Raw genomic sequence first — 15998 nt, forward strand, 5'->3', positions numbered from 1 at the left:
CCTCGTCCGACAGTCTTAACTCGGCCTTCGGCCGCCCGGTCCGTGCCATGGAGCCAGCCTATACATCTGAACAGAATTCCTGACTCAGAAGACTAGGGATTGGCGGACAAGGCACAGCCCTGGTTCCTGGACGGCATCCCGCTCGCCGAGTCCCCTAACTCTCTTGAGAAGGAGCAACCGTGATCGATTCCAGGAATCCCCATCAAGGCGGCACCGCTACTTCCGACTTCTGAATATCTGCCTCCGCCATCGGCCACGCCTTCGCGCGGGGGCGGACCCAGGAGCGCGCGCCCGTACAGCGGGTCGTGCTCGACGTCGACGCGGTGCCGCTCGGAGACGGAGATCAGCCGTCGGGCGAGCTGCTGGGGGCGGCCGAGGTCGACGCGCTCGGTGGAGCGCATCACCGGGCGCCGCTTCCCGGAGCCGGACAGCAGGAACAGCCGGCGTACGTGGTAGAGCGCCCACGGCATCTCGAGCTCGCGCTCGGACGCCTCCAGGCTCACGCGGTCCCGCGGCGGGGAGCGGTCGAACATCTCCAGGAGGGTCTTGCGGCCGTAGAGCTTGGCGTTGGGGTTGAGGCTCATCGCCGTGTACTCCAGGCGCAGCACCTCGCCGGCGATGTCCGGTGGGAGCGCATGCGCTCCAGGTGGGCGGGCAGCGCGCCCATGGAGACGGGAAAGCAGCAGAAGGTGCAGTACGACTTCGGCCAGTGCACGCCGAACCGGTCCAGGAGGTAGCCCTCGCACTGCTGCCGGTCCCAGCCCCAGTCGATGAGCGGGAACTCCCCGGTGCGCCCGGGGATCTTCGAGGCGGCCTGGTCGCCGAAGCGGCGGCCTTCCTCGTCCGCGTTGAAGCCCATGATCTGCCGGAACGGGCGGCCGCCGAAGACCTGGGTGAGCCACCAGTCGCCGACGGCGCCCTTGGCCCACAGGCTGCATTTGCGGGTGCCGGCCTGCTGGGGCACCGTGCCGACGGACTCCAGGTCGTCCCACAGCGTCCACGGCCCACGGGGCGAAGAGCCGCTCGGGGCGGCGGGAGTCGTCCAGGATCGTGAACCCGTCCTCCCTCAGGTGTCCGTTGCGCGCCAGCTGGACGAAACGCACGCCGTGCTCGCGCAACAGGGGCAGCATGAACTCGTCGACCAGCAGCCGGGTTTCGGGCCACTCGCTTCCGGTGGCCATGTAGAGGACGGCGGTGCGCTCCAGGTCGATCCCGTACGCGGCGGGGTCGGTGAGCACTCGCGCGAGGTAGGCGGTGGAGTCGGCGCCGAGCCCCCAGTTGATGACGGTGTCCAGGCCGTCGTTGGCGGTCAGGCCGGGCAGCGATGGCGTGTACGCGGTGCGTGGCATGGCGGGTTGTCACTCCTTCGCAGTCCGGTCGGGCAGGGGCTGGGCGGGGATGATGAGGACCAGGGCGTCGGCGAGCCACGGGTCGCAGGTCGTCCAGGGGTGATCGTTGGAGAGCACGACGACCGGGCCGGGCTCGGGGGTGAGGTGGCAGCACACGCCGCACTGACAGGCCGGGTCGTAGGGCTCGGGGTGGGCGGTGTACTGGTCGTTGAAGTAGTCGGCGCCGCGTAGTGAGACGGCGGCCAGGATCAGGTCGCCGTCGACGACGTCGCCGGCCCGGGCCACGCGTGCGTGGACGGGGTCCTGGAGCAGCGGGGCGTGGTCGGCGTCGTCGGGGTAGGCGGTGACGACGGCCCCGAAGAAGGTGAGCGCAGGCATGAGCGGTCCTCTCCGTGGGCCCGTGTCCGACCGCTCACGGTCGGGCACGGGAAGGCTGTTGTGGGTTCTCAGAGCAGGGCGAGCGCTCGCGCGGGATCCGGGCACAGCACCGCGCGCTGCTCGGCGAGCAGGCGGGCGCTGCCGTTGGCGCGGACGTCTTCGGTGGCAGGCGGTGCGAGCAGGGGGCGGTTGAGGTCGGAGGCGACCTGGGCGGTGTGCATCGCCGGTACGGAATGGTCCGGTGCCTCGATGAGGATCACCGCGCGCGCGAGCGCGGCGAAAAGGGCGGCGCCGGCTTTGAGCGTTGCGCCGCTGGCTTCGGTGCCGGGCCGGTAGAGGCTGACCACCGCACCCCCGTGGGAGCGGATGGAACTCATCAGTTGGACCTGGTCGTGAGGGTGGGCGCGGTCCAGGCCGCGAGGCAGGACCGCGAGCGTCGCCCGTCCGGCCTGGGCGGCGGCCCGGTGGGCGGCTGCGTCGACGCCGTACGCGAGGGTTGCGGTGACCGTGTGACCGGCCTCGGCGACGGCGGCGGCGAACGCATGCGTGTGGGCGATGGCCTGTTCGGTGGGGTTGCGGCTGCCGGTCACGGCCACGGCGCTGGCGGTCAAGCTGGGGCAGCCGGTCGTCTCCCCGGACCCAGAGGCCCAGAGGGCAGTCGGGGCCGAGGCCGGCCAGGGCGGTGGGCCATGCCTCGTCCGTGGGGACGATGAATCGGCAGGACAGCTGCGCGTTGTCGAGCTCGTCGCGCGGCGTGTAGTGGGCCAGGCGCCCGCTGCCGTCGCGGTGCACGCGCTGCTGCCAGACCTCGGCGGGGGAGTAGCGGGCGAGATCGGCGGCGACTTGCCCCGGGGCGAAGTGGTCGGCGAGTGCGGCGAGGGCGGCACGGTCGGACAGGGTGCTCTTGGGCATGGCGGTCTTTCGGGCAGGGCGCGGCACCGGCAGGCGAACCGGTGCCGCGCAGGGTGGGCGGGGTGAAGGGGAGGAAAGGGGGGAGGGTCAGCGGCCGACGTGAAGGGGAGAGTTTTCGGCAGCGGGGTTCTCGGTGTTGGACCACCAGCCGGAGGACCTCTGCTCCTCCCACCACGCGGGCGGCTGGCCCGGCCGCCTGAGGGCCGGGCGCGGTGCGCTTGGTGCTGGGGGCTGTGGCGTCGGCGGAGGGGTGACCGGAGCGGCGGCTGCCGGACTGGGCAGGCTGGCTTCGGTGTAGGCGATGCGCTGGCGCAGGCTGACGCCGAGGTCGTCGACGCTCAGGTAGATGGAGTTGTCCTTGATCTCGGTGATGCGCCCCTTGATCAGGACGGTGACCCCGTTGGTGAGGGATTCGGTGGCGTTGCGGGCGAGGTCCCGCCAGGCGGTGCACACGTAGGACACCGGGGTCCCTTCCCGCCACTGGCGGCTGGCGGCGTCCCACTGGCTGGGCACCTCGGTCAGGCGGAACCGGCAGACAGCGATGCCGGATTCGGTGAAACGGCACTCGACATCGCCGGTGACAGTGCCGGACACGTGCGTGATGGACGGGGCCATGCGAACACCTCCTATCTCAAATAATAGTGTGTCCTCTGGGTGGGGTCAATCCCCCCTCTTCCGCTGCACCCAGCGGCAAAGCTGTTGCAGCAACTGCCGCCACCCTCCGGCCGCCGCTCGCGCCGGCGCGGCGCCCCCGCTGAACACCGTGGAGTCTTCGACCTCCACATGGAGAGGCACCGTCTGGCCGGGCTGGACAAGTAGTTCGTCGGTCGCGTCGAGGTGAACCGAGACCCGCACGGCCTGCATGTCGGCGTCCAGGTGGACGAAGACGAGAACCCCCGCGATCTCGATGCACGGCAGACCTTCGTCGTCGGGGCCGGTCTTCGCGTGGAAGACAGCCGTGCTGTTGACCGCGGCACAGAGCTCCTCGCCCGGGAAGCGGAAGCCGCGCGGGGCGGGCACCGTACGCACGCACCTGCGGATGTCGTCGGCGTACAGCCAGTAGTCCTCGTCTGAGCGTTCGGACTTCGGCCCGTAGTAGAGGTCGACGGCCCCACGGTCGTCCAGGGGAGGCAGGTCCGGGATGCCGTCGCCTCCCCGCACGTTGTCCCAGCTGCCGCGGACGTGCCCGGCCAGGGCAGCCAGCGCGGAGCCCTCGTCGCTCCAGAGCGTCACCTCGTCCACGTGGCGGTCCCGGCGGCGCAGCACCCAGACGCTGCCCGCGACGAGCCGTGTGCGCGGCACCGGGCTGGTGAAGTCGAAGCGGGCGAGCCACGTGCCGAGGATGTCGACGGCTTCGGCACCGGGCCACTCGCCGGTGCGCTCCTGGAGCTCGTTCATCTGCTCGTACAGGTCGATGACGGCCTCGCCCTCAGGCGTGGCCCGGTCAGGCGTGATCACAGAAGACTCCTTCAACGCAGGGGTGACGTCGCGAGCGGGGGTCACAGATTGCCGCCCAGAAGGCCCCGCACCAGCCCCGTCAGGCGCTCCTGCTCGGCCGTGAGCTGGGCGGTGCGCAGGACCCGCCTGCGCAGAACGTGCACGTCGAGGCTGACGCCCGAGGGCATATCGGACCGGTCGGGCCCGAACACCGGGCGGTAGTTACGGGTGTGGATCAACCAGGCCTCGTACCGGTCGGCGGGGCTGCCGCTGCGCGCGGCGTGGCCCCCGTCGGGCGAGCGGGACGGGCACGGGCAGGACGGATCGGTGCACGGTCGGCCGGCGGGGTGAGTGGCGAGGAGAGGGCTGCGGCGGTAGTGCGTGGCGGTGCCGTTGAGCATGGGGCAGTGCGCGGCGGCGTACGGCAGGCACTCGGGGTGCAGTGCCGGTTCCGGGGAGCAGCCCCGGGCCGCGTCGGCGGGCCGGACGATCAGGAAGCACCGCTCGTCCAACGGCTGGCCGCAGACACCTCACGATGCCAACGCGTCAAGCTGCGGCGGCGAGTTCGGTGGGGAAGGCGGTGTTCTCATCGAACAGCTTGTGGTGCTGGAGACAGTGGTAGAGCTGGCCGATCATGCGGTTGAAGAGGTTCCTCTGGGCAGAAGCGTGCCAGTCTCCGTGCTCACGTCGGCGCCGGTAGTGGGCACCTGCCCCGGGTGAGTGGCGGAGGGCGGCGAAGGCCCACAGGTAGCCGGTGTGGTTGAGCCGGTCGTTCTTCACCCACCGTCGGGTGATGCTGGACTTCTTGCCGGAGGCTCTGGTGATGGGCGAGGAGCCGGCGTATGCCTTGAGGCCGCGGGCGTCGGCGAAGCGGGTGTGGTCGTCCCCGATCTCAGCGAGAATCCGGGCGGCGAGTTGGATGCCGAGGCCGGGGAAACTCAGCAGGATCTCGGCGTCCGGGTGTTGAGGGAACGCCTCTTCCACCGCTTTCGCGAGCTGGTCGGCGGCGGTGCAGGCGGCTTCCAGCTGGACGAGGAGGGCGAGCATCTGCTTGCCGAGGGCGTCCTCGACCAGCGGCGGCTGGTGGGCCCAATCGGCTCGGAAGACATCGCGGATGCGGTCGGCATCGGCCTCGAGGCCTCGCTTGCGACCGGCCCTCTTCAGAGCGGACTGGAGCTGGCTGCGGGTCAGCCGCGCGGCCCGGGCGGGAGTCGGTGCAGCCTTCAGGAGCTCGCGGGCCTCTGGGCGACACAGGCCGTTGGCCCAAGTGGCGAAGGCGTCCAGGGCGGCTGGGTAGTACTCGCGCAGCAGGGAGCGGAGCTGGTTGGCGAGCTGTTGCCGGTTCCATAGCGAGTCCTGCTGGGCGCGGGCGAGGACGGCGATGGCGCGGCCGAGGTCGGAGTCGTCGGGCAGTGGCCGGTGGGCGTGCATGTCGGTGCGCAGGATGTTCGCCAGGACCAGGGCGTCGCCGGGGTCGGACTTCTTGCGCGAGACACTGTGCCGGTCGCGGTAGCGGGCGGCGGCCAGCGGGTTGATCGCGTAGACCTTCCGCTTCCCGGTCCGCAGGACGGCGACCAGCAGGCCGCGGGACGTCTCGATCGCGACCGGGATCGGGTTCTCCTCGGTGTCGCCGTACTCGGCGAGCAGCTCCAGCAGCAGCTGGTAGCCGACCGCGTCGTCGGTGATGTGTCGCTTGGCCACTAACGCGCCGGTGTCGTCGACCAGGGCGACGTCGTGCGTACGTTCCGCCCAGTCGATACCGCAATAGATCAAGGTAGTTCCCTCCCATGTGCTGGTGTTTGCGCTGGTCACGAGCGCATGCGGGCCACGCGAGCGACCTAATCCCAGGCATCAACCGCCTCACGGTTGTGCCGACACCTCACTAGCCCGTACCCTTCAAGCAGGCTCGATCGGGCATGAGCGGCAGCCCCTGGACACTGGTGCCGCTGCTCGCCCTCGCTGCTAATTAAGAGCTGCGATCAGGATCGCTACAGTACGGGCGTGCAGGTGGGCACCCGGTCGGGCTGTAAACTCCGCGTCCAGCCAGGAAGGCCGGATGCGACTCGTAGCAGCCTGCCCATCAAAGGGCTCTCCACGACTCAGTCGACCGGCCTTCCGGGACGCCCCGTGACTGCTGATTAAGAGTGGCGACTCGATCGCTCGTACGGACTTGCCAGCGGGTGTCCCGACTGTCTGATGATCGTTGCATCTATAGCCAGGAAGGCTGGATGCGACTCTCACTAGCCTGCCCATCAGGGGCTCCGAACGACTCCGTCGGCCAGCCTTCTGGTCACCCGCCATAACTGATTAAGAGCTGCGACCTCGATCGCTCGTACGGACTTTCTTCTGGGGTGGCCTGGCACTTCCTGTTGGTGTTCGATTTGGAGAGGCGAGATGACGCAACGGCCGCCACAGGTATGGGCCGGGATCGACGTAGGAAAAGGACATCACTGGATCACTGTGGTCGATGCCGATGGTGACCCGCTGTGGAACCGCAAGGTGATCAACTCCGAGCCTGACATCCTGACCGTTTTTGCTGAGGTTATGGACACGGCGGACCACGTGACCTGGGCTCTTGACCTCGTTGACGGGCCAGCTGCTTTGTTGCTGGGGACCTTGGCCAACCACGGTCAGAGTCCCCGGTACGTCACCGGCTCAAAGTTCGCAGCGTTCAAGAAGAGCTTCAGCGGCCAGGGCAAGTCCGACTTGAAGGACTCCTACGTCATCGCTGAGTTCGCCCGCTGTCTCCGGCGGCAGACAGTCCCTGTGCCAGTGCCTCCGAGGATCACCAAGGAACTCACTCTGATTCTCGCCCACCGCAACGGCCTCTCGGCCGAACGCACTAGGACCATCAACCGCATGAGGGCCCTACTCACCAGCATCTTCCCGGAGCTGGAGCGGTCCTTCGATTTCGCCCGATCCGACGGCCCGCTGGTCTTGCTGTCCGGATACCAGACGCCAGCAGCCATTCGGCGGATGGGCGAGACCAGGCTCACAGCCTGGCTGGCCAAGCGCGGTGTAAGGAAAGCGGCAACCATCGCAGAGAAGGCGGTGACGGCCGCCAAGGCACAGGACTCAGCTACCAGCGGAGAGGACCTGGCGGCCGAGCTGGTTGCCGAACTCGCCGAGAAAATCACGCAGATGAACGTCCGCCTGAAGGAACTGGAAATCAAGATCAAGGAAGCTCTCTCCCAGCACCCCCAGGCACCCATCGTCCTTTCCATGCCCGGTTTCGGTGAGCTCCTTGCGGCTGAACTTCTCGCAGCGATCGGTGACATTGCCAGGTTCCCGAGTGCTGGACGACTCGCTGTCGCTTCAGGAATGGCCCCCGTCTCCAGGGACTCCGGCTCGAACACGGGGAACCGCCAGCGTCCTACCCAGTACAGCCGACCCCTACAACGGGCCTTCTTTTTGTCCAGTCAGTCCGCGTGCCTGACCGCGGAGACGTGGGAGAAGGAGATGTACCTCCGCAAGTACCAGGGCTACACGCACGACAGGGGTCGCCACAAGAAGGCTGTCATCGCTGTCGCCCGCCAACGAGTCTCCATCCTGTGGGCCATGCTCCGAGATGGCCGGCTCTATGAGAGGGAGTACAACCCCCGCGAGAAGGCGACCCGAGAGGCTCAGACGGCTTGACTAAACCCATTAAGAGTCGTTCGTGGCACCAGCGCACCCCACGGGCCCCAGTCTGCGCAGGAGCTCAAGAACGGCTCGGGCGTAGCAAGAGGTCACCATGCGGCGGGCTCGCACCACCAACACCAACGAGGGATCAAGTGGCGGGTGTTGACCTGAGGGCGGCGGCCACGAAGACGCCGAACGCCGCACGGTCTGCGGCGAGGCATCACGGCCCGATCTGACATAGACGTACGTTCGGCGTCCACGTGACCGCCGCCCACTGAGCACCAGGACCGCGCACACGATCTACGTTGAGGCATCGCCTGCCCGGCTGCCCTTAGATGTCACGATCCGGCACTCGAACATCCCAAGAAGCACCCGCTCCATCGGAACGCTCTTAACTACGGATTAGATCTGGCACAGGCGGTGCAGGAAGGCGGTGCGGGCCCGGTCTGCGTCGAGACTGCCGAACGCCGCGTGGCCGCCGTGGATCAGGGAAACCCACGGCACCACCAGCCCGCCCGCCAGAGGCCGGCGGGCACAGCGCTCAGGTATCGGGTGCATCAGTGACTCCTTCTGGTTGTGGGAGGTGTGCTGGCCGGGAGCGATGGCGGCCGGTGACGCCGGGGCATCACCGGCCGTCGGGTGGGGGAGGGCCGGTCAGGAGTGCCTCCCAGCGGGCGTACCGGCACTCGGTGGCGGCGTGCAGCCGCAGGTGCAGCCAGGCCAGGTCTTGACCGGTCCGGATGACGGCCTCGGCCCCGACGTCCGCGGCCCGGTGATACACCGTGCCGTCGTCGGGGTCGGCGGCCGCGACGATCAGGCCCGGGCGCTGGGGCATGTGGCGGAGCGTGAAGTCGCTGTAGCAGCGGTCGTCCAGGAGCACGAGCGGAGCACGCCGGTACTCCTCGGAGCTGAACAGAGGTGACGGCAGGTGCCGGACGGGGACCGGGCTCGGCAGCAGACCGATCGGGTCGGCGTCGAGGCTGTTGCTGATGACCAGCACCGGCGGGTCGGGCCTGTCCTCAAAGGCTTCTGTGGATGCGGACATGGTGGGTGACACGTCGCTTTCGTGAGAGGGGGCGGGACAGCCCGCGGCTGTTCCGCCCGCGCGGGTCCGGTCAGCCGAGCGGGTAGAGCACCAGGCCTCGACGGCGCTGGTCGGGGATGCGGTCGGCGAACAGCTCGCGCAGCTCCTTGTTCTTCCCCAGCTCCTCCGGCAGCGGGAAGACCTCGCCGGCGAAGTCCTTGCAGTTCGGCGCGTACCGGGAGCGGCTGTAGCCGCAACGGCGAGCACGCGTTGCCTGCGGCATCTCGGCCGGTCGCTGTGGACCAGCTGGCGCAGCACGGACAGCGTCAGCGGGCGGCCGAGGACGTCGCTTGCGGGTCCTCGGTCATGACCGGTCTCCCAGGCCGGGCGACGGGATCGGCCGGCCGATCGGATGGGAGCGGGGCGGGAGCGTGCCTGCGTCGCGCCGGGCGGCGCGACGCAGGCACGGTGGGGTCACTCCTCGATCAGTTCCAGGCAGGAGACCGGGACGCCGCTGCCGGGCAGCCGGTAGCGCCGGATGTCCTCGGCGATCTGGTAGCGGGTGTTGCGCGGGTCGGTGCGCAGCAGCTTGGTGGACTCCTCGTCGAGGATGAACCCTGCGCGTGTGCCGGTGCGGTTGCGCCCCTGCACCGTGCCCGGTCAGGCCGCGCAGCAGCGCCGGGCGCAGCGAGTCGGTGATGCGAGCGCGACGGCCGGGCTGGATGCCCGCGAACGCCACCTTGTCGAGCTCCACGAGTCGCAGTGCGGCGACCTCCTGAACCTGAGCGATGGCTGACGCGGTGGGCAACTGTCGGATGAAAGCTCGGACTTCGTCGATCGTGATGGGCATGCTGGTTCGCCTCTCTGCGTGGAGGGGCCCGGCCGGGCACGGGGCGTGCCCGGCCGGAGCTTGGTGGTGAGGGGAGCGGCTGCGATCAGGCGTCGGTGTTGGGCCGATGGCTGGCGACGGCCTCGGCCTCGACCTCCGACAGCTGGTAGCTGCCGTTGTCGGCCTGGCCGAGCGCTTCGAGCAGCAGCAGGTAGCGGGCCTGCCCGGCAGTGAGGTACGACCACGTCTTGGGTTCGCGGATGTCGTACTCGCACGCACCGGCGACGTGCGCGAACAGCGCGTTCACCACGCGTGCCTTGGGCAGCTGTTCCGCCGTGTCCCTCAGGTCGGCCAGGTCGGCGTTCTGGGGCTCCTTGAGTCCCAGGAACCGCGCGACCGTCTCGAACTCCCGCTTCTCCGTCCAGGAGCTGTAGAAGTGGGGGAGGGTGAGCAGGATTTCCTGCGCGAAGACGCGGGCCGCATCCGGCAGAGTCTTCATGCGCACGAGCCGGGTGACGAACTCCTGACGCGGTCCGACGGCGGCCTTCCACGCCCGGTTGCAGGCGATGACCTTGCGCCGCTCCTCCGCCGCCTGCTCGTCCTCCGCCGTGCGGGGCTTCTTGGGCTTCGGGCGGACCTTGTGGCCGTGCTTGGCCGGATCGGCGCAGTGCCACACGGGCCGGTGTTCCTCATCCAGCCGGGCGCTGTGGCCGGGGCAGTTCTTGTGGTTGTCCTCGGTCAGCGGGTTGCCCAGGCCGGTGGTGAGTTCCGTCAGGGGATGCGACGGGTCCTTCTCATAGGACGGCACCCGGCCCAGCAGCGGGATGTCCGCCGCCTTCAGCTCCTCCACGGCCTTGGCGCGGGTCTCGGCGTCGGCCTGCTCGGCGCGCAGCAGGGCCAGTTCCTGGTCCCAGTGGCCGCGCCCGCCGTTGCCCTCGTCCTGGTCGCGCTGAAGTGCCTTCATGAGGCGGTTCTCCGCGCCGCGCACGTTCTCGACCTCGGCGAGCTGGGCGGTCTGCTCCAGGTCCATGCCTGCGGCGGCTGTCCGGCGAAGGGCGGCGTCGTCGAGCTTCTGCGCCGCCTTGGCCTGCTTTGCCGCGTTGCGGCCCACGCGGAGTGCCTTGGCTGCGGTGCGCCGGTCGACGTCGCTCATGCCGATCAGGGCGAGTTCCTGGGCTCGCAGGGTGTCCCGTTGGCTCATGCTCTCGCGGTGGTCGTTCTCGACCAGGGACAGGAACCGGGTCCAGCCGTCGCGGCCGACCAGGTCCTCCCGCACGTACGCCCTGACCAGGCGCACGGGGCGGCCGTCCTGTTCGGCGGTGGCGTTGGCGGTCTGCGCCGCCTGGGCGCGCCGCCAGCCCTTGAAGACACCGTAGGTACCGTCGGGCCGGGGCCGGACACTGATGGGCTCCTCGACGCCGAGCTCCTTGACGGAGGCGATGAGCTTCTCGTCCGGCTCGGTGTCGTGCTCACGTGCGTTGAAAGGGTCCTGTACCAGCAGCGCCGGGTCGAGCTGGACGATCTGCGGCACGGACTCCCGGTCGTCGGGCTTGGCGGTCGGGGTCGAGACGGCGGTGGCCATGTGGCTCTCCTTCTCCTTGCCTCATCGGCGAATTCGAGGGGATCACCCCCTCGCAACTCAAATAATAGTGGAAATTTGGGAGGAGGGTAGATACCCCCTGACCTGCGGAATTGCCGCGTTCTGTGCCCGCTCCACGCCCAGACCACTGCGTACCCGGGGCCCGTTCGGGACCTGGGCGGTGTGGGGGTCGGAGGGCGGCGTGTGTGGGTGACCGGAGCTGGGACGGCTGTCAGCCGGCGGACGGGCACCGGCTCCGGCCGTGAGCGGCCCGGATCTCGGCGTCGAACTCGGGGTGCTGCCGAGAGGTCGAGGGCAGCACGGCGTTCCGAACGTCCATGGCCCGGGTGAGGACGCCCAGTTGTTCGGGCGACAGGGCTCAGGGGCCCTGCTCGTCCGCATCCAGGACGGCCAGCAGGCCTTCGGCGGTTGGGACGTCCTCGGTATGCCCGTACACCGGGTGAGTCCGATTCAGCCGCAGGGCGAGTACCAGGCTCGCACCCAGGTGCGGGGCGTGGCAGCGCCGCGTGGGGGTGATCACCTGGTGGCCGTCCGGCACGGTGAGGACCTGGAGTACGCCCGTGAGCACGACGAGCCGTTCGTCGTCCTGCACGGGAAACGCCGACTCGGTGGCCTGCCGGTCGCAGGACCGGCAGGCGTAGAGGCCCAACTCCCGGGGCTCGTAGCGGCCCACGTGGCAGTGGTGACAGAGGATCGGAACCGGCATGTCAAATGGCCTCCTTCGTGCGGGCGCCGCAGCGCCTGCACGGATCGACAATCAGAGGGTGTCGCGGGTTACCCGGCGGGTCGGCAGGTGGACCCGCAGGACGTCCCCGTGCCCGGGCGCGTCCAGGGCTGCGAGCCGGTTGAGCGCGTCGGACAACTCCCGGTCGGCGAAGACCTCCTCCGCCAGCGCTGCCTCGGCCACCGGCACGGCGATCGCCGTGGTGCGGGTGGGCTTGAGGTCCGGGATGTCCTCGGCGCTCGCGAGCGCCGCGATGAACGGGCTCCATCCGACGCTCATGCCGTCTGCGGCCCGCCGCTCCGTCGTCGTGAAGTACGCCGCCACGACCGCGCGGCCGTCGCCGGGCTGCTCGGCCATGAACGCCGAGACGCGGTCGACCACGACCTGCCGCCACGCCTCCTCGGAGGCCGAGAGGGCCTCGATGATCAGCGCGTCCAGGGCACCTGGGTGCCAGGCGGCGGAGCGCGTTGCGCACCAGAGGCTCGGTCGGCGGGGTCAGCAGTGCGGCCAGTTCGAGGGGCTTCATGGGGTTCCTTCCTCGTGCGCGACTGGTCCGGACGTGTCTGTCGTCCGGACTCCCCGCAGCACCATTAACATCAATAATAGTGTGTTCTTGCGGGGTGGGAACCCACCCCCTGACCTGCTGCTTCGGCCACTGCCTGTCAGGTCGGGCGGCAGAGGGAAGCTGCGCCAGGGGCGAGCCGCACACTGCTGGCGAAAGGCCGCCACAGGCTCAATGCATGGTCGGGGCGGGAACACTGTCGGGCAGCTCGCCAGCGTGCGCAGGCGCTGATGGCGCCGGCGTACCCGGCGCTGGCGACCCCCGCGGCGAGCAGGGGCGGGTGCGTCCCGGTGCTCAGTGCCTGCCTCGCGCCTGGGGGCGGGACAGCAGCGCCTGGGCCTGTGCGACGGCGGTTGTGAAGTAGGCGAGGTCCTGGGGCGCGCGGGCGATCAGACCGGCGTCAGCACGTGCCCCGATCAGAACGGAAAGGCGGTCGTGCCCGTCGTCGACATCGGCGTGGGCGAAGGAGACGGAGACTTCGGCGACACGCAGGCCATTGACGGCGATGATCTCCAGGTCGGCGGCGGTGGCGTCCGTTTCGACCGTCGTGGGCGCGCCCAGGGCGTCGTAGAGGGTTTCCCGAACCCTCCAGGGGCGGGGCAGCGCGGTCGCCAGCGATTGCTGGAGGGACTCGATGCGATGGGTCATGTCGAGGGGGAGGCGGGGGATGTCGAGCGGGGACCGCGAGGCTCGGACCAGATCGAGGCGGTAGGCCCTGGGAGAGGTGCTGTCGTCGACGACCGTGCACAGCGGCTGCCAGACGTGTGCGTTGTCCTCGTTGAGCTGGTCCGCCCAATCGTTGAGCTCGTCGACGGCCTCCGGGTCAAGATGGCGGGTGGTCCCGTCGGCGCTCTGGTATGCGCCGCTGAGGGAGACCTGGCCCCTGCTCCATGAGCGCAGTTCGGCGGTGACGGCGTCGAACGGCGCATCGTCGGCATGGTCGTGGCCGGTCAGACGTCCCGGAAACCAGCGGCTATGGCATGGCAGGCGACCTGAGCGGTGCGTGCCTGCGCGTCCGCACTCAGTGCGTGTGCCACCTTCTGCGCGGTGTCGAGTACGGCGGGGGGAGTGCGACGGTACGACCCGCGGCTGTCGGCGTGGTCGGCGGAGGCCGGGAGGGGTGACGGTTCTGTGTGCATGGCGGAACTCCTCTGTCGTGAGGTGGGTTGCCGGGGCCCGGCCGTTGGGGAGGGACGGCCGGGCCCCGGCGCGGACGCCGGATCAGACGACGCGCGCAGGGGCGCGGCCGTGTCGATCGGCGAGGACGGTGATCCGGGCGACGAGAGCGGCGGAGTCGTCGGCGTAGACGCCAGTGGCGAAGCTGCTGACCTCCTCGGCCGCGGAGGTGTCGCTGATCCACTGCATGCCGAGGGATCCGTGCTCGGCGATCGGGTGAAGGACGGACGACTCACCACCCCAACGGTCCTCGGCGAAGAACGTGAGGTAACTGCCGTCCGCGAACGCGGCCTGGCAGTGCGTACCTGCCCCGTCGCGCACTGCCGAGCATTCGATGCCCCGCTGCTTCAGCCGCTTCACCACGGAACGCTCGACTGTCTGGCCAGGAATGACCTCCGTCTCCTCGGTGACGGTCGCCCATGTGCATTCGCTGCTGGCGTGGCGGGCGACCACGAGACCCGTCTCTCCGCAGTACTCCGCCCATGGCTGGGTGGGGGCGTCGCGGTGCGGTTCGTAGGCGAGCGGCACGGACCCGCCGTTGTCACGCACGATGCGGATCCGGCCCTTACCCGTGGTGAGGGCCCGTACAAGCTCGGAGGTTATGAACCCTCCGGGAAGGGGTCGCGAACGGCGCGGGGTGTGGGACATGGCAGTGCTCCCTTTGCACGTGGTGATTGGGGACGGTGACCTGTGGTCAGGCGTTGCTGCGCTGGGGGTCTCTTCGACCAGCCCAGCACCAGGCGGCTGGAGTCGTCACTACGGCTGAGTTCCTCCAGCGCCAGCAACAGCAATAATAGTAGGTTCTGGCCGAGTGTGAACCCACCCATGACCTGCTGTCTTCCACCCGTCCCGGTCAGGGTGGGCGGCAGGGGAAGCTGCGCCAGGGGCGACCCGCACGCGCCGCCCGCACGAGGCCGTCAGCGTGCCCCAGGCGCGGGCTGCGGAGGCCGGCGTGCTCCACGGGTCGCGGGCGGACGTGACTCCCGCCCCCTGCTCACCGCGCGGGCCCGTGGACCACGAACGTGCTCAGCGCACGGTCGGGGTGGGCACACTGTCGGGCAACTCGCCCGCGTGTAGACCCAGCGTGCGCAGCTGCCTGACGGCGTTGGTGTATCCGGTGTTCGTGATCCTGCCCACGGCGAGCAGCCCGGCGAGGTAGGTCAGCAGGCGGTCGCCGCCGGCGAACCACTTGACCGCGAACTCGACCTCCCCCACCTCGTCGAGGCTCCGGCCGACGCTCCCCAGGGTCAGGAGCTGCTCGCCCGTGATCGTGTTGAACTCCTCGATCGCAGCCAGGAGCGGGGCGCGGCGGGCGCCCTGCGCCTTGATGCGGGCACGTCGGTCGGCGGCGTCGGCGGCCTCCTGCGCCTTGACGACCTGGTACGCGGAGCGCCACTCCGCGAAGTCCTTGTGGCTGCGGAAGCCCTCGACGAACTCGTCGGCGCTGCCGAGGCGGACGATCGTCCACCGAACCGCGCTCACGTTCATGCGGTCGCCCGGGGCACCCTGCCACCGAGGCTCGGCAATCCTGTCGGGGTCGCACGAACCCCACCCGCCGAGCGGAATGTTGATCGACAGCTGCGCGGTGATCGTCCTTCCGCCGACCCTGGTGACGCGGCGCACCGCGCTCGCGTGCGCCCGCACGGCCTCACGCAAGGTGCACCCGGCCAGGGTGCGGTTGTTGCGGAGCTCGCGCCCGCCGCTGTTGTCGAGGGCGAGGATGAGGTCACCGGGGCGGAGCTGGCCGGTGCCGGTGACCTTGGTCAGCCGGTATGCGTCGGCGGGCGCCTCGTCCGTGCCGAGCTCACACGGCGGCGCGCCGTTGTCGGTGTGGGGCAGCAGGCTCAGCCAGATCTCCATCCCCAGACGCCCTGCGCGGTCCGCAGCGGTGTCCTGGAACGTGGCCATGGTCTCTCCTCCTGGTGTGGTGGCGGCGGATGGTGATGAGCGCCCGGGCGGGCGGGAACCCCGCCCGCCCGGTCGGCGCTCGCTGTCCAGTGATGCGTTGTCAGCGGTCGTCCTGTTCGGTGAAACCGGGGTCCGGTGTCAGCCGGTGGGCCGTGGCTTGTTGGTGGAGAACACGTAATGGCCGAGCTCGCGCAGTGCGCCGGCGGTGCGGTCCACAGCCTCTGGGCTGCTGTCGGTCGGGCGGGTGTACGCCTCGATCTCGTTGTTCCAGGTGAACCCCTGGGCGGTGAGGGCTTCTTCGGTGCCGGGTGTGAGGTCGGCGGAGGACCTGGGGGCGGCGACCAGGCCGTGAGTGCGGTCGGGTGTGACCAGGAACACCGGGTCTCCGTAAGTTGTTAGGCGGCCCGGGAGGGCCGGATGTGGCTTATCGGGTCTTGCCAGTCGTGGCTCCGAAGGAGTGGCCGTCCGGCTCTCCAGG

20 protein-coding genes and 1 pseudogene are annotated in these 15998 nt (G+C 69.6%); 1 reads left to right on the top strand and 20 read right to left on the bottom strand.

Annotated elements, in window-relative coordinates:
* Window positions 1-92: 92 nt before the first annotated feature.
* The 8 genes from ACF08N_RS36510 to ACF08N_RS36545 all read right to left on the bottom strand — a co-directional run bounded on the left by ACF08N_RS36510 (window position 93) and on the right by ACF08N_RS36545 (window position 5849).
* Entirely contained in the window at window positions 93-584 is a 492-nt protein-coding gene (locus tag ACF08N_RS36510) for a hypothetical protein (protein WP_392329030.1), read from the bottom strand.
* The gene (locus tag ACF08N_RS36515; RefSeq protein WP_392329031.1) at window positions 581-964 is read right to left on the bottom strand and encodes a hypothetical protein; all 384 of its coding nucleotides are present in this window, start codon (window positions 962-964) and stop codon (window positions 581-583) included. Before ACF08N_RS36515 ends, ACF08N_RS36510 begins: the two co-directional genes overlap by 4 nt.
* A gap of 394 nt (window positions 965-1358) precedes the next feature.
* A complete protein-coding gene (locus ACF08N_RS36520) occupies window positions 1359-1727 on the bottom strand; it encodes a hypothetical protein (protein WP_392329032.1) in 369 nt (122 codons plus the stop codon).
* 68 nt (window positions 1728-1795) lie between these two features.
* Window positions 1796-2614, bottom strand: a complete 819-nt coding sequence (locus ACF08N_RS36525; RefSeq protein ID WP_392329033.1) for a DNA-processing protein DprA — start codon at window positions 2612-2614, stop codon at window positions 1796-1798.
* 112 nt (window positions 2615-2726) lie between these two features.
* Window positions 2727-3254: a single-stranded DNA-binding protein gene (locus ACF08N_RS36530; protein ID WP_392329034.1), complete on the bottom strand. Its 528-nt coding sequence runs from the start codon at window positions 3252-3254 to the stop codon at window positions 2727-2729.
* Between the two features lie 45 nt (window positions 3255-3299).
* Complete coding sequence (locus ACF08N_RS36535; RefSeq protein ID WP_392329035.1) at window positions 3300-4097, bottom strand: hypothetical protein; 798 nt, start codon at window positions 4095-4097, stop codon at window positions 3300-3302.
* Window positions 4098-4138: 41 nt separating this feature from the next.
* Complete coding sequence (locus ACF08N_RS36540; protein ID WP_392329036.1) at window positions 4139-4588, bottom strand: cell envelope biogenesis protein OmpA; 450 nt, start codon at window positions 4586-4588, stop codon at window positions 4139-4141.
* A gap of 34 nt (window positions 4589-4622) precedes the next feature.
* Window positions 4623-5849: an IS110 family transposase gene (locus tag ACF08N_RS36545; RefSeq protein ID WP_392329037.1), complete on the bottom strand. Its 1227-nt coding sequence runs from the start codon at window positions 5847-5849 to the stop codon at window positions 4623-4625.
* 621 nt (window positions 5850-6470) lie between these two features.
* Between ACF08N_RS36545 and ACF08N_RS36550 the strand changes: the two genes are divergently transcribed.
* Window positions 6471-7712 (top strand): IS110 family transposase, encoded by a 1242-nt coding sequence (locus tag ACF08N_RS36550; RefSeq protein WP_392329038.1) that lies wholly within the window; start codon window positions 6471-6473, stop codon window positions 7710-7712.
* A 390-nt stretch (window positions 7713-8102) separates the two neighbouring features.
* Here the strand turns inward: ACF08N_RS36550 and ACF08N_RS36555 are convergent.
* The 12 genes and pseudogenes from ACF08N_RS36555 to ACF08N_RS36610 form a co-directional block, all read right to left on the bottom strand.
* Window positions 8103-8255 (bottom strand): annotated as a pseudogene (locus tag ACF08N_RS36555) (cell envelope biogenesis protein OmpA); the annotation flags it as partial.
* 67 nt (window positions 8256-8322) lie between these two features.
* Window positions 8323-8742, bottom strand: coding sequence for a hypothetical protein (locus ACF08N_RS36560; protein ID WP_392329039.1), 420 nt, complete (start codon window positions 8740-8742; stop codon window positions 8323-8325).
* Between the two features lie 70 nt (window positions 8743-8812).
* Window positions 8813-9004 carry a hypothetical protein gene (locus ACF08N_RS36565; RefSeq protein WP_392329040.1) on the bottom strand — a complete coding sequence of 64 codons (192 nt, stop codon included), beginning with the start codon at window positions 9002-9004 and terminating at the stop codon, window positions 8813-8815.
* Between the two features lie 191 nt (window positions 9005-9195).
* Window positions 9196-9372, bottom strand: coding sequence for a hypothetical protein (locus ACF08N_RS36570; protein ID WP_392329041.1), 177 nt, complete (start codon window positions 9370-9372; stop codon window positions 9196-9198).
* A gap of 284 nt (window positions 9373-9656) precedes the next feature.
* Entirely contained in the window at window positions 9657-11132 is a 1476-nt protein-coding gene (locus tag ACF08N_RS36575; RefSeq protein WP_392329042.1) for a ParB/RepB/Spo0J family partition protein, read from the bottom strand.
* A 376-nt stretch (window positions 11133-11508) separates the two neighbouring features.
* Window positions 11509-11856, bottom strand: coding sequence for a hypothetical protein (locus ACF08N_RS36580; protein ID WP_392329043.1), 348 nt, complete (start codon window positions 11854-11856; stop codon window positions 11509-11511).
* A gap of 51 nt (window positions 11857-11907) precedes the next feature.
* The gene (locus tag ACF08N_RS36585; protein ID WP_392329044.1) at window positions 11908-12255 is read right to left on the bottom strand and encodes a hypothetical protein; all 348 of its coding nucleotides are present in this window, start codon (window positions 12253-12255) and stop codon (window positions 11908-11910) included.
* 475 nt (window positions 12256-12730) lie between these two features.
* Window positions 12731-13084, bottom strand: a complete 354-nt coding sequence (locus ACF08N_RS36590) for a hypothetical protein (protein WP_392329045.1) — start codon at window positions 13082-13084, stop codon at window positions 12731-12733.
* A 302-nt stretch (window positions 13085-13386) separates the two neighbouring features.
* Complete coding sequence (locus tag ACF08N_RS36595; RefSeq protein WP_392329046.1) at window positions 13387-13575, bottom strand: hypothetical protein; 189 nt, start codon at window positions 13573-13575, stop codon at window positions 13387-13389.
* Window positions 13576-13657: 82 nt separating this feature from the next.
* Complete coding sequence (locus ACF08N_RS36600; protein WP_392329047.1) at window positions 13658-14161, bottom strand: hypothetical protein; 504 nt, start codon at window positions 14159-14161, stop codon at window positions 13658-13660.
* Between the two features lie 477 nt (window positions 14162-14638).
* Window positions 14639-15520, bottom strand: a complete 882-nt coding sequence (locus ACF08N_RS36605) for a hypothetical protein (protein WP_392329048.1) — start codon at window positions 15518-15520, stop codon at window positions 14639-14641.
* A gap of 138 nt (window positions 15521-15658) precedes the next feature.
* The gene (locus ACF08N_RS36610; protein WP_392329049.1) at window positions 15659-15898 is read right to left on the bottom strand and encodes a hypothetical protein; all 240 of its coding nucleotides are present in this window, start codon (window positions 15896-15898) and stop codon (window positions 15659-15661) included.
* Window positions 15899-15998 lie beyond the last annotated feature (100 nt).

The organism is Streptomyces sp. NPDC015127 (assembly GCF_043080095.1).
Classification (GTDB): domain Bacteria; phylum Actinomycetota; class Actinomycetes; order Streptomycetales; family Streptomycetaceae; genus Streptomyces.

Bases quoted from the DNA above. Each gene is read 5' to 3' on its own strand.
- ACF08N_RS36595 (WP_392329046.1), bottom strand. From the start codon at position 13,575: ATGCACACAGAACCGTCACCCCTCCCGGCCTCCGCCGACCACGCCGAC.
- ACF08N_RS36530 (WP_392329034.1), bottom strand. From the start codon at position 3,254: ATGGCCCCGTCCATCACGCACGTGTCCGGCACTGTCACCGGCGATGTC.
- ACF08N_RS36560 (WP_392329039.1), bottom strand. From the start codon at position 8,742: ATGTCCGCATCCACAGAAGCCTTTGAGGACAGGCCCGACCCGCCGGTG.
- ACF08N_RS36510 (WP_392329030.1), bottom strand. From the start codon at position 584: ATGAGCCTCAACCCCAACGCCAAGCTCTACGGCCGCAAGACCCTCCTG.
- ACF08N_RS36575 (WP_392329042.1), bottom strand. From the start codon at position 11,132: ATGGCCACCGCCGTCTCGACCCCGACCGCCAAGCCCGACGACCGGGAG.
- ACF08N_RS36550 (WP_392329038.1), top strand. From the start codon at position 6,471: ATGACGCAACGGCCGCCACAGGTATGGGCCGGGATCGACGTAGGAAAA.
- ACF08N_RS36520 (WP_392329032.1), bottom strand. From the start codon at position 1,727: ATGCCTGCGCTCACCTTCTTCGGGGCCGTCGTCACCGCCTACCCCGAC.
- ACF08N_RS36590 (WP_392329045.1), bottom strand. From the start codon at position 13,084: ATGACCCATCGCATCGAGTCCCTCCAGCAATCGCTGGCGACCGCGCTG.
- ACF08N_RS36565 (WP_392329040.1), bottom strand. From the start codon at position 9,004: ATGCCGCAGGCAACGCGTGCTCGCCGTTGCGGCTACAGCCGCTCCCGG.
- ACF08N_RS36605 (WP_392329048.1), bottom strand. From the start codon at position 15,520: ATGGCCACGTTCCAGGACACCGCTGCGGACCGCGCAGGGCGTCTGGGG.
- ACF08N_RS36580 (WP_392329043.1), bottom strand. From the start codon at position 11,856: ATGCCGGTTCCGATCCTCTGTCACCACTGCCACGTGGGCCGCTACGAG.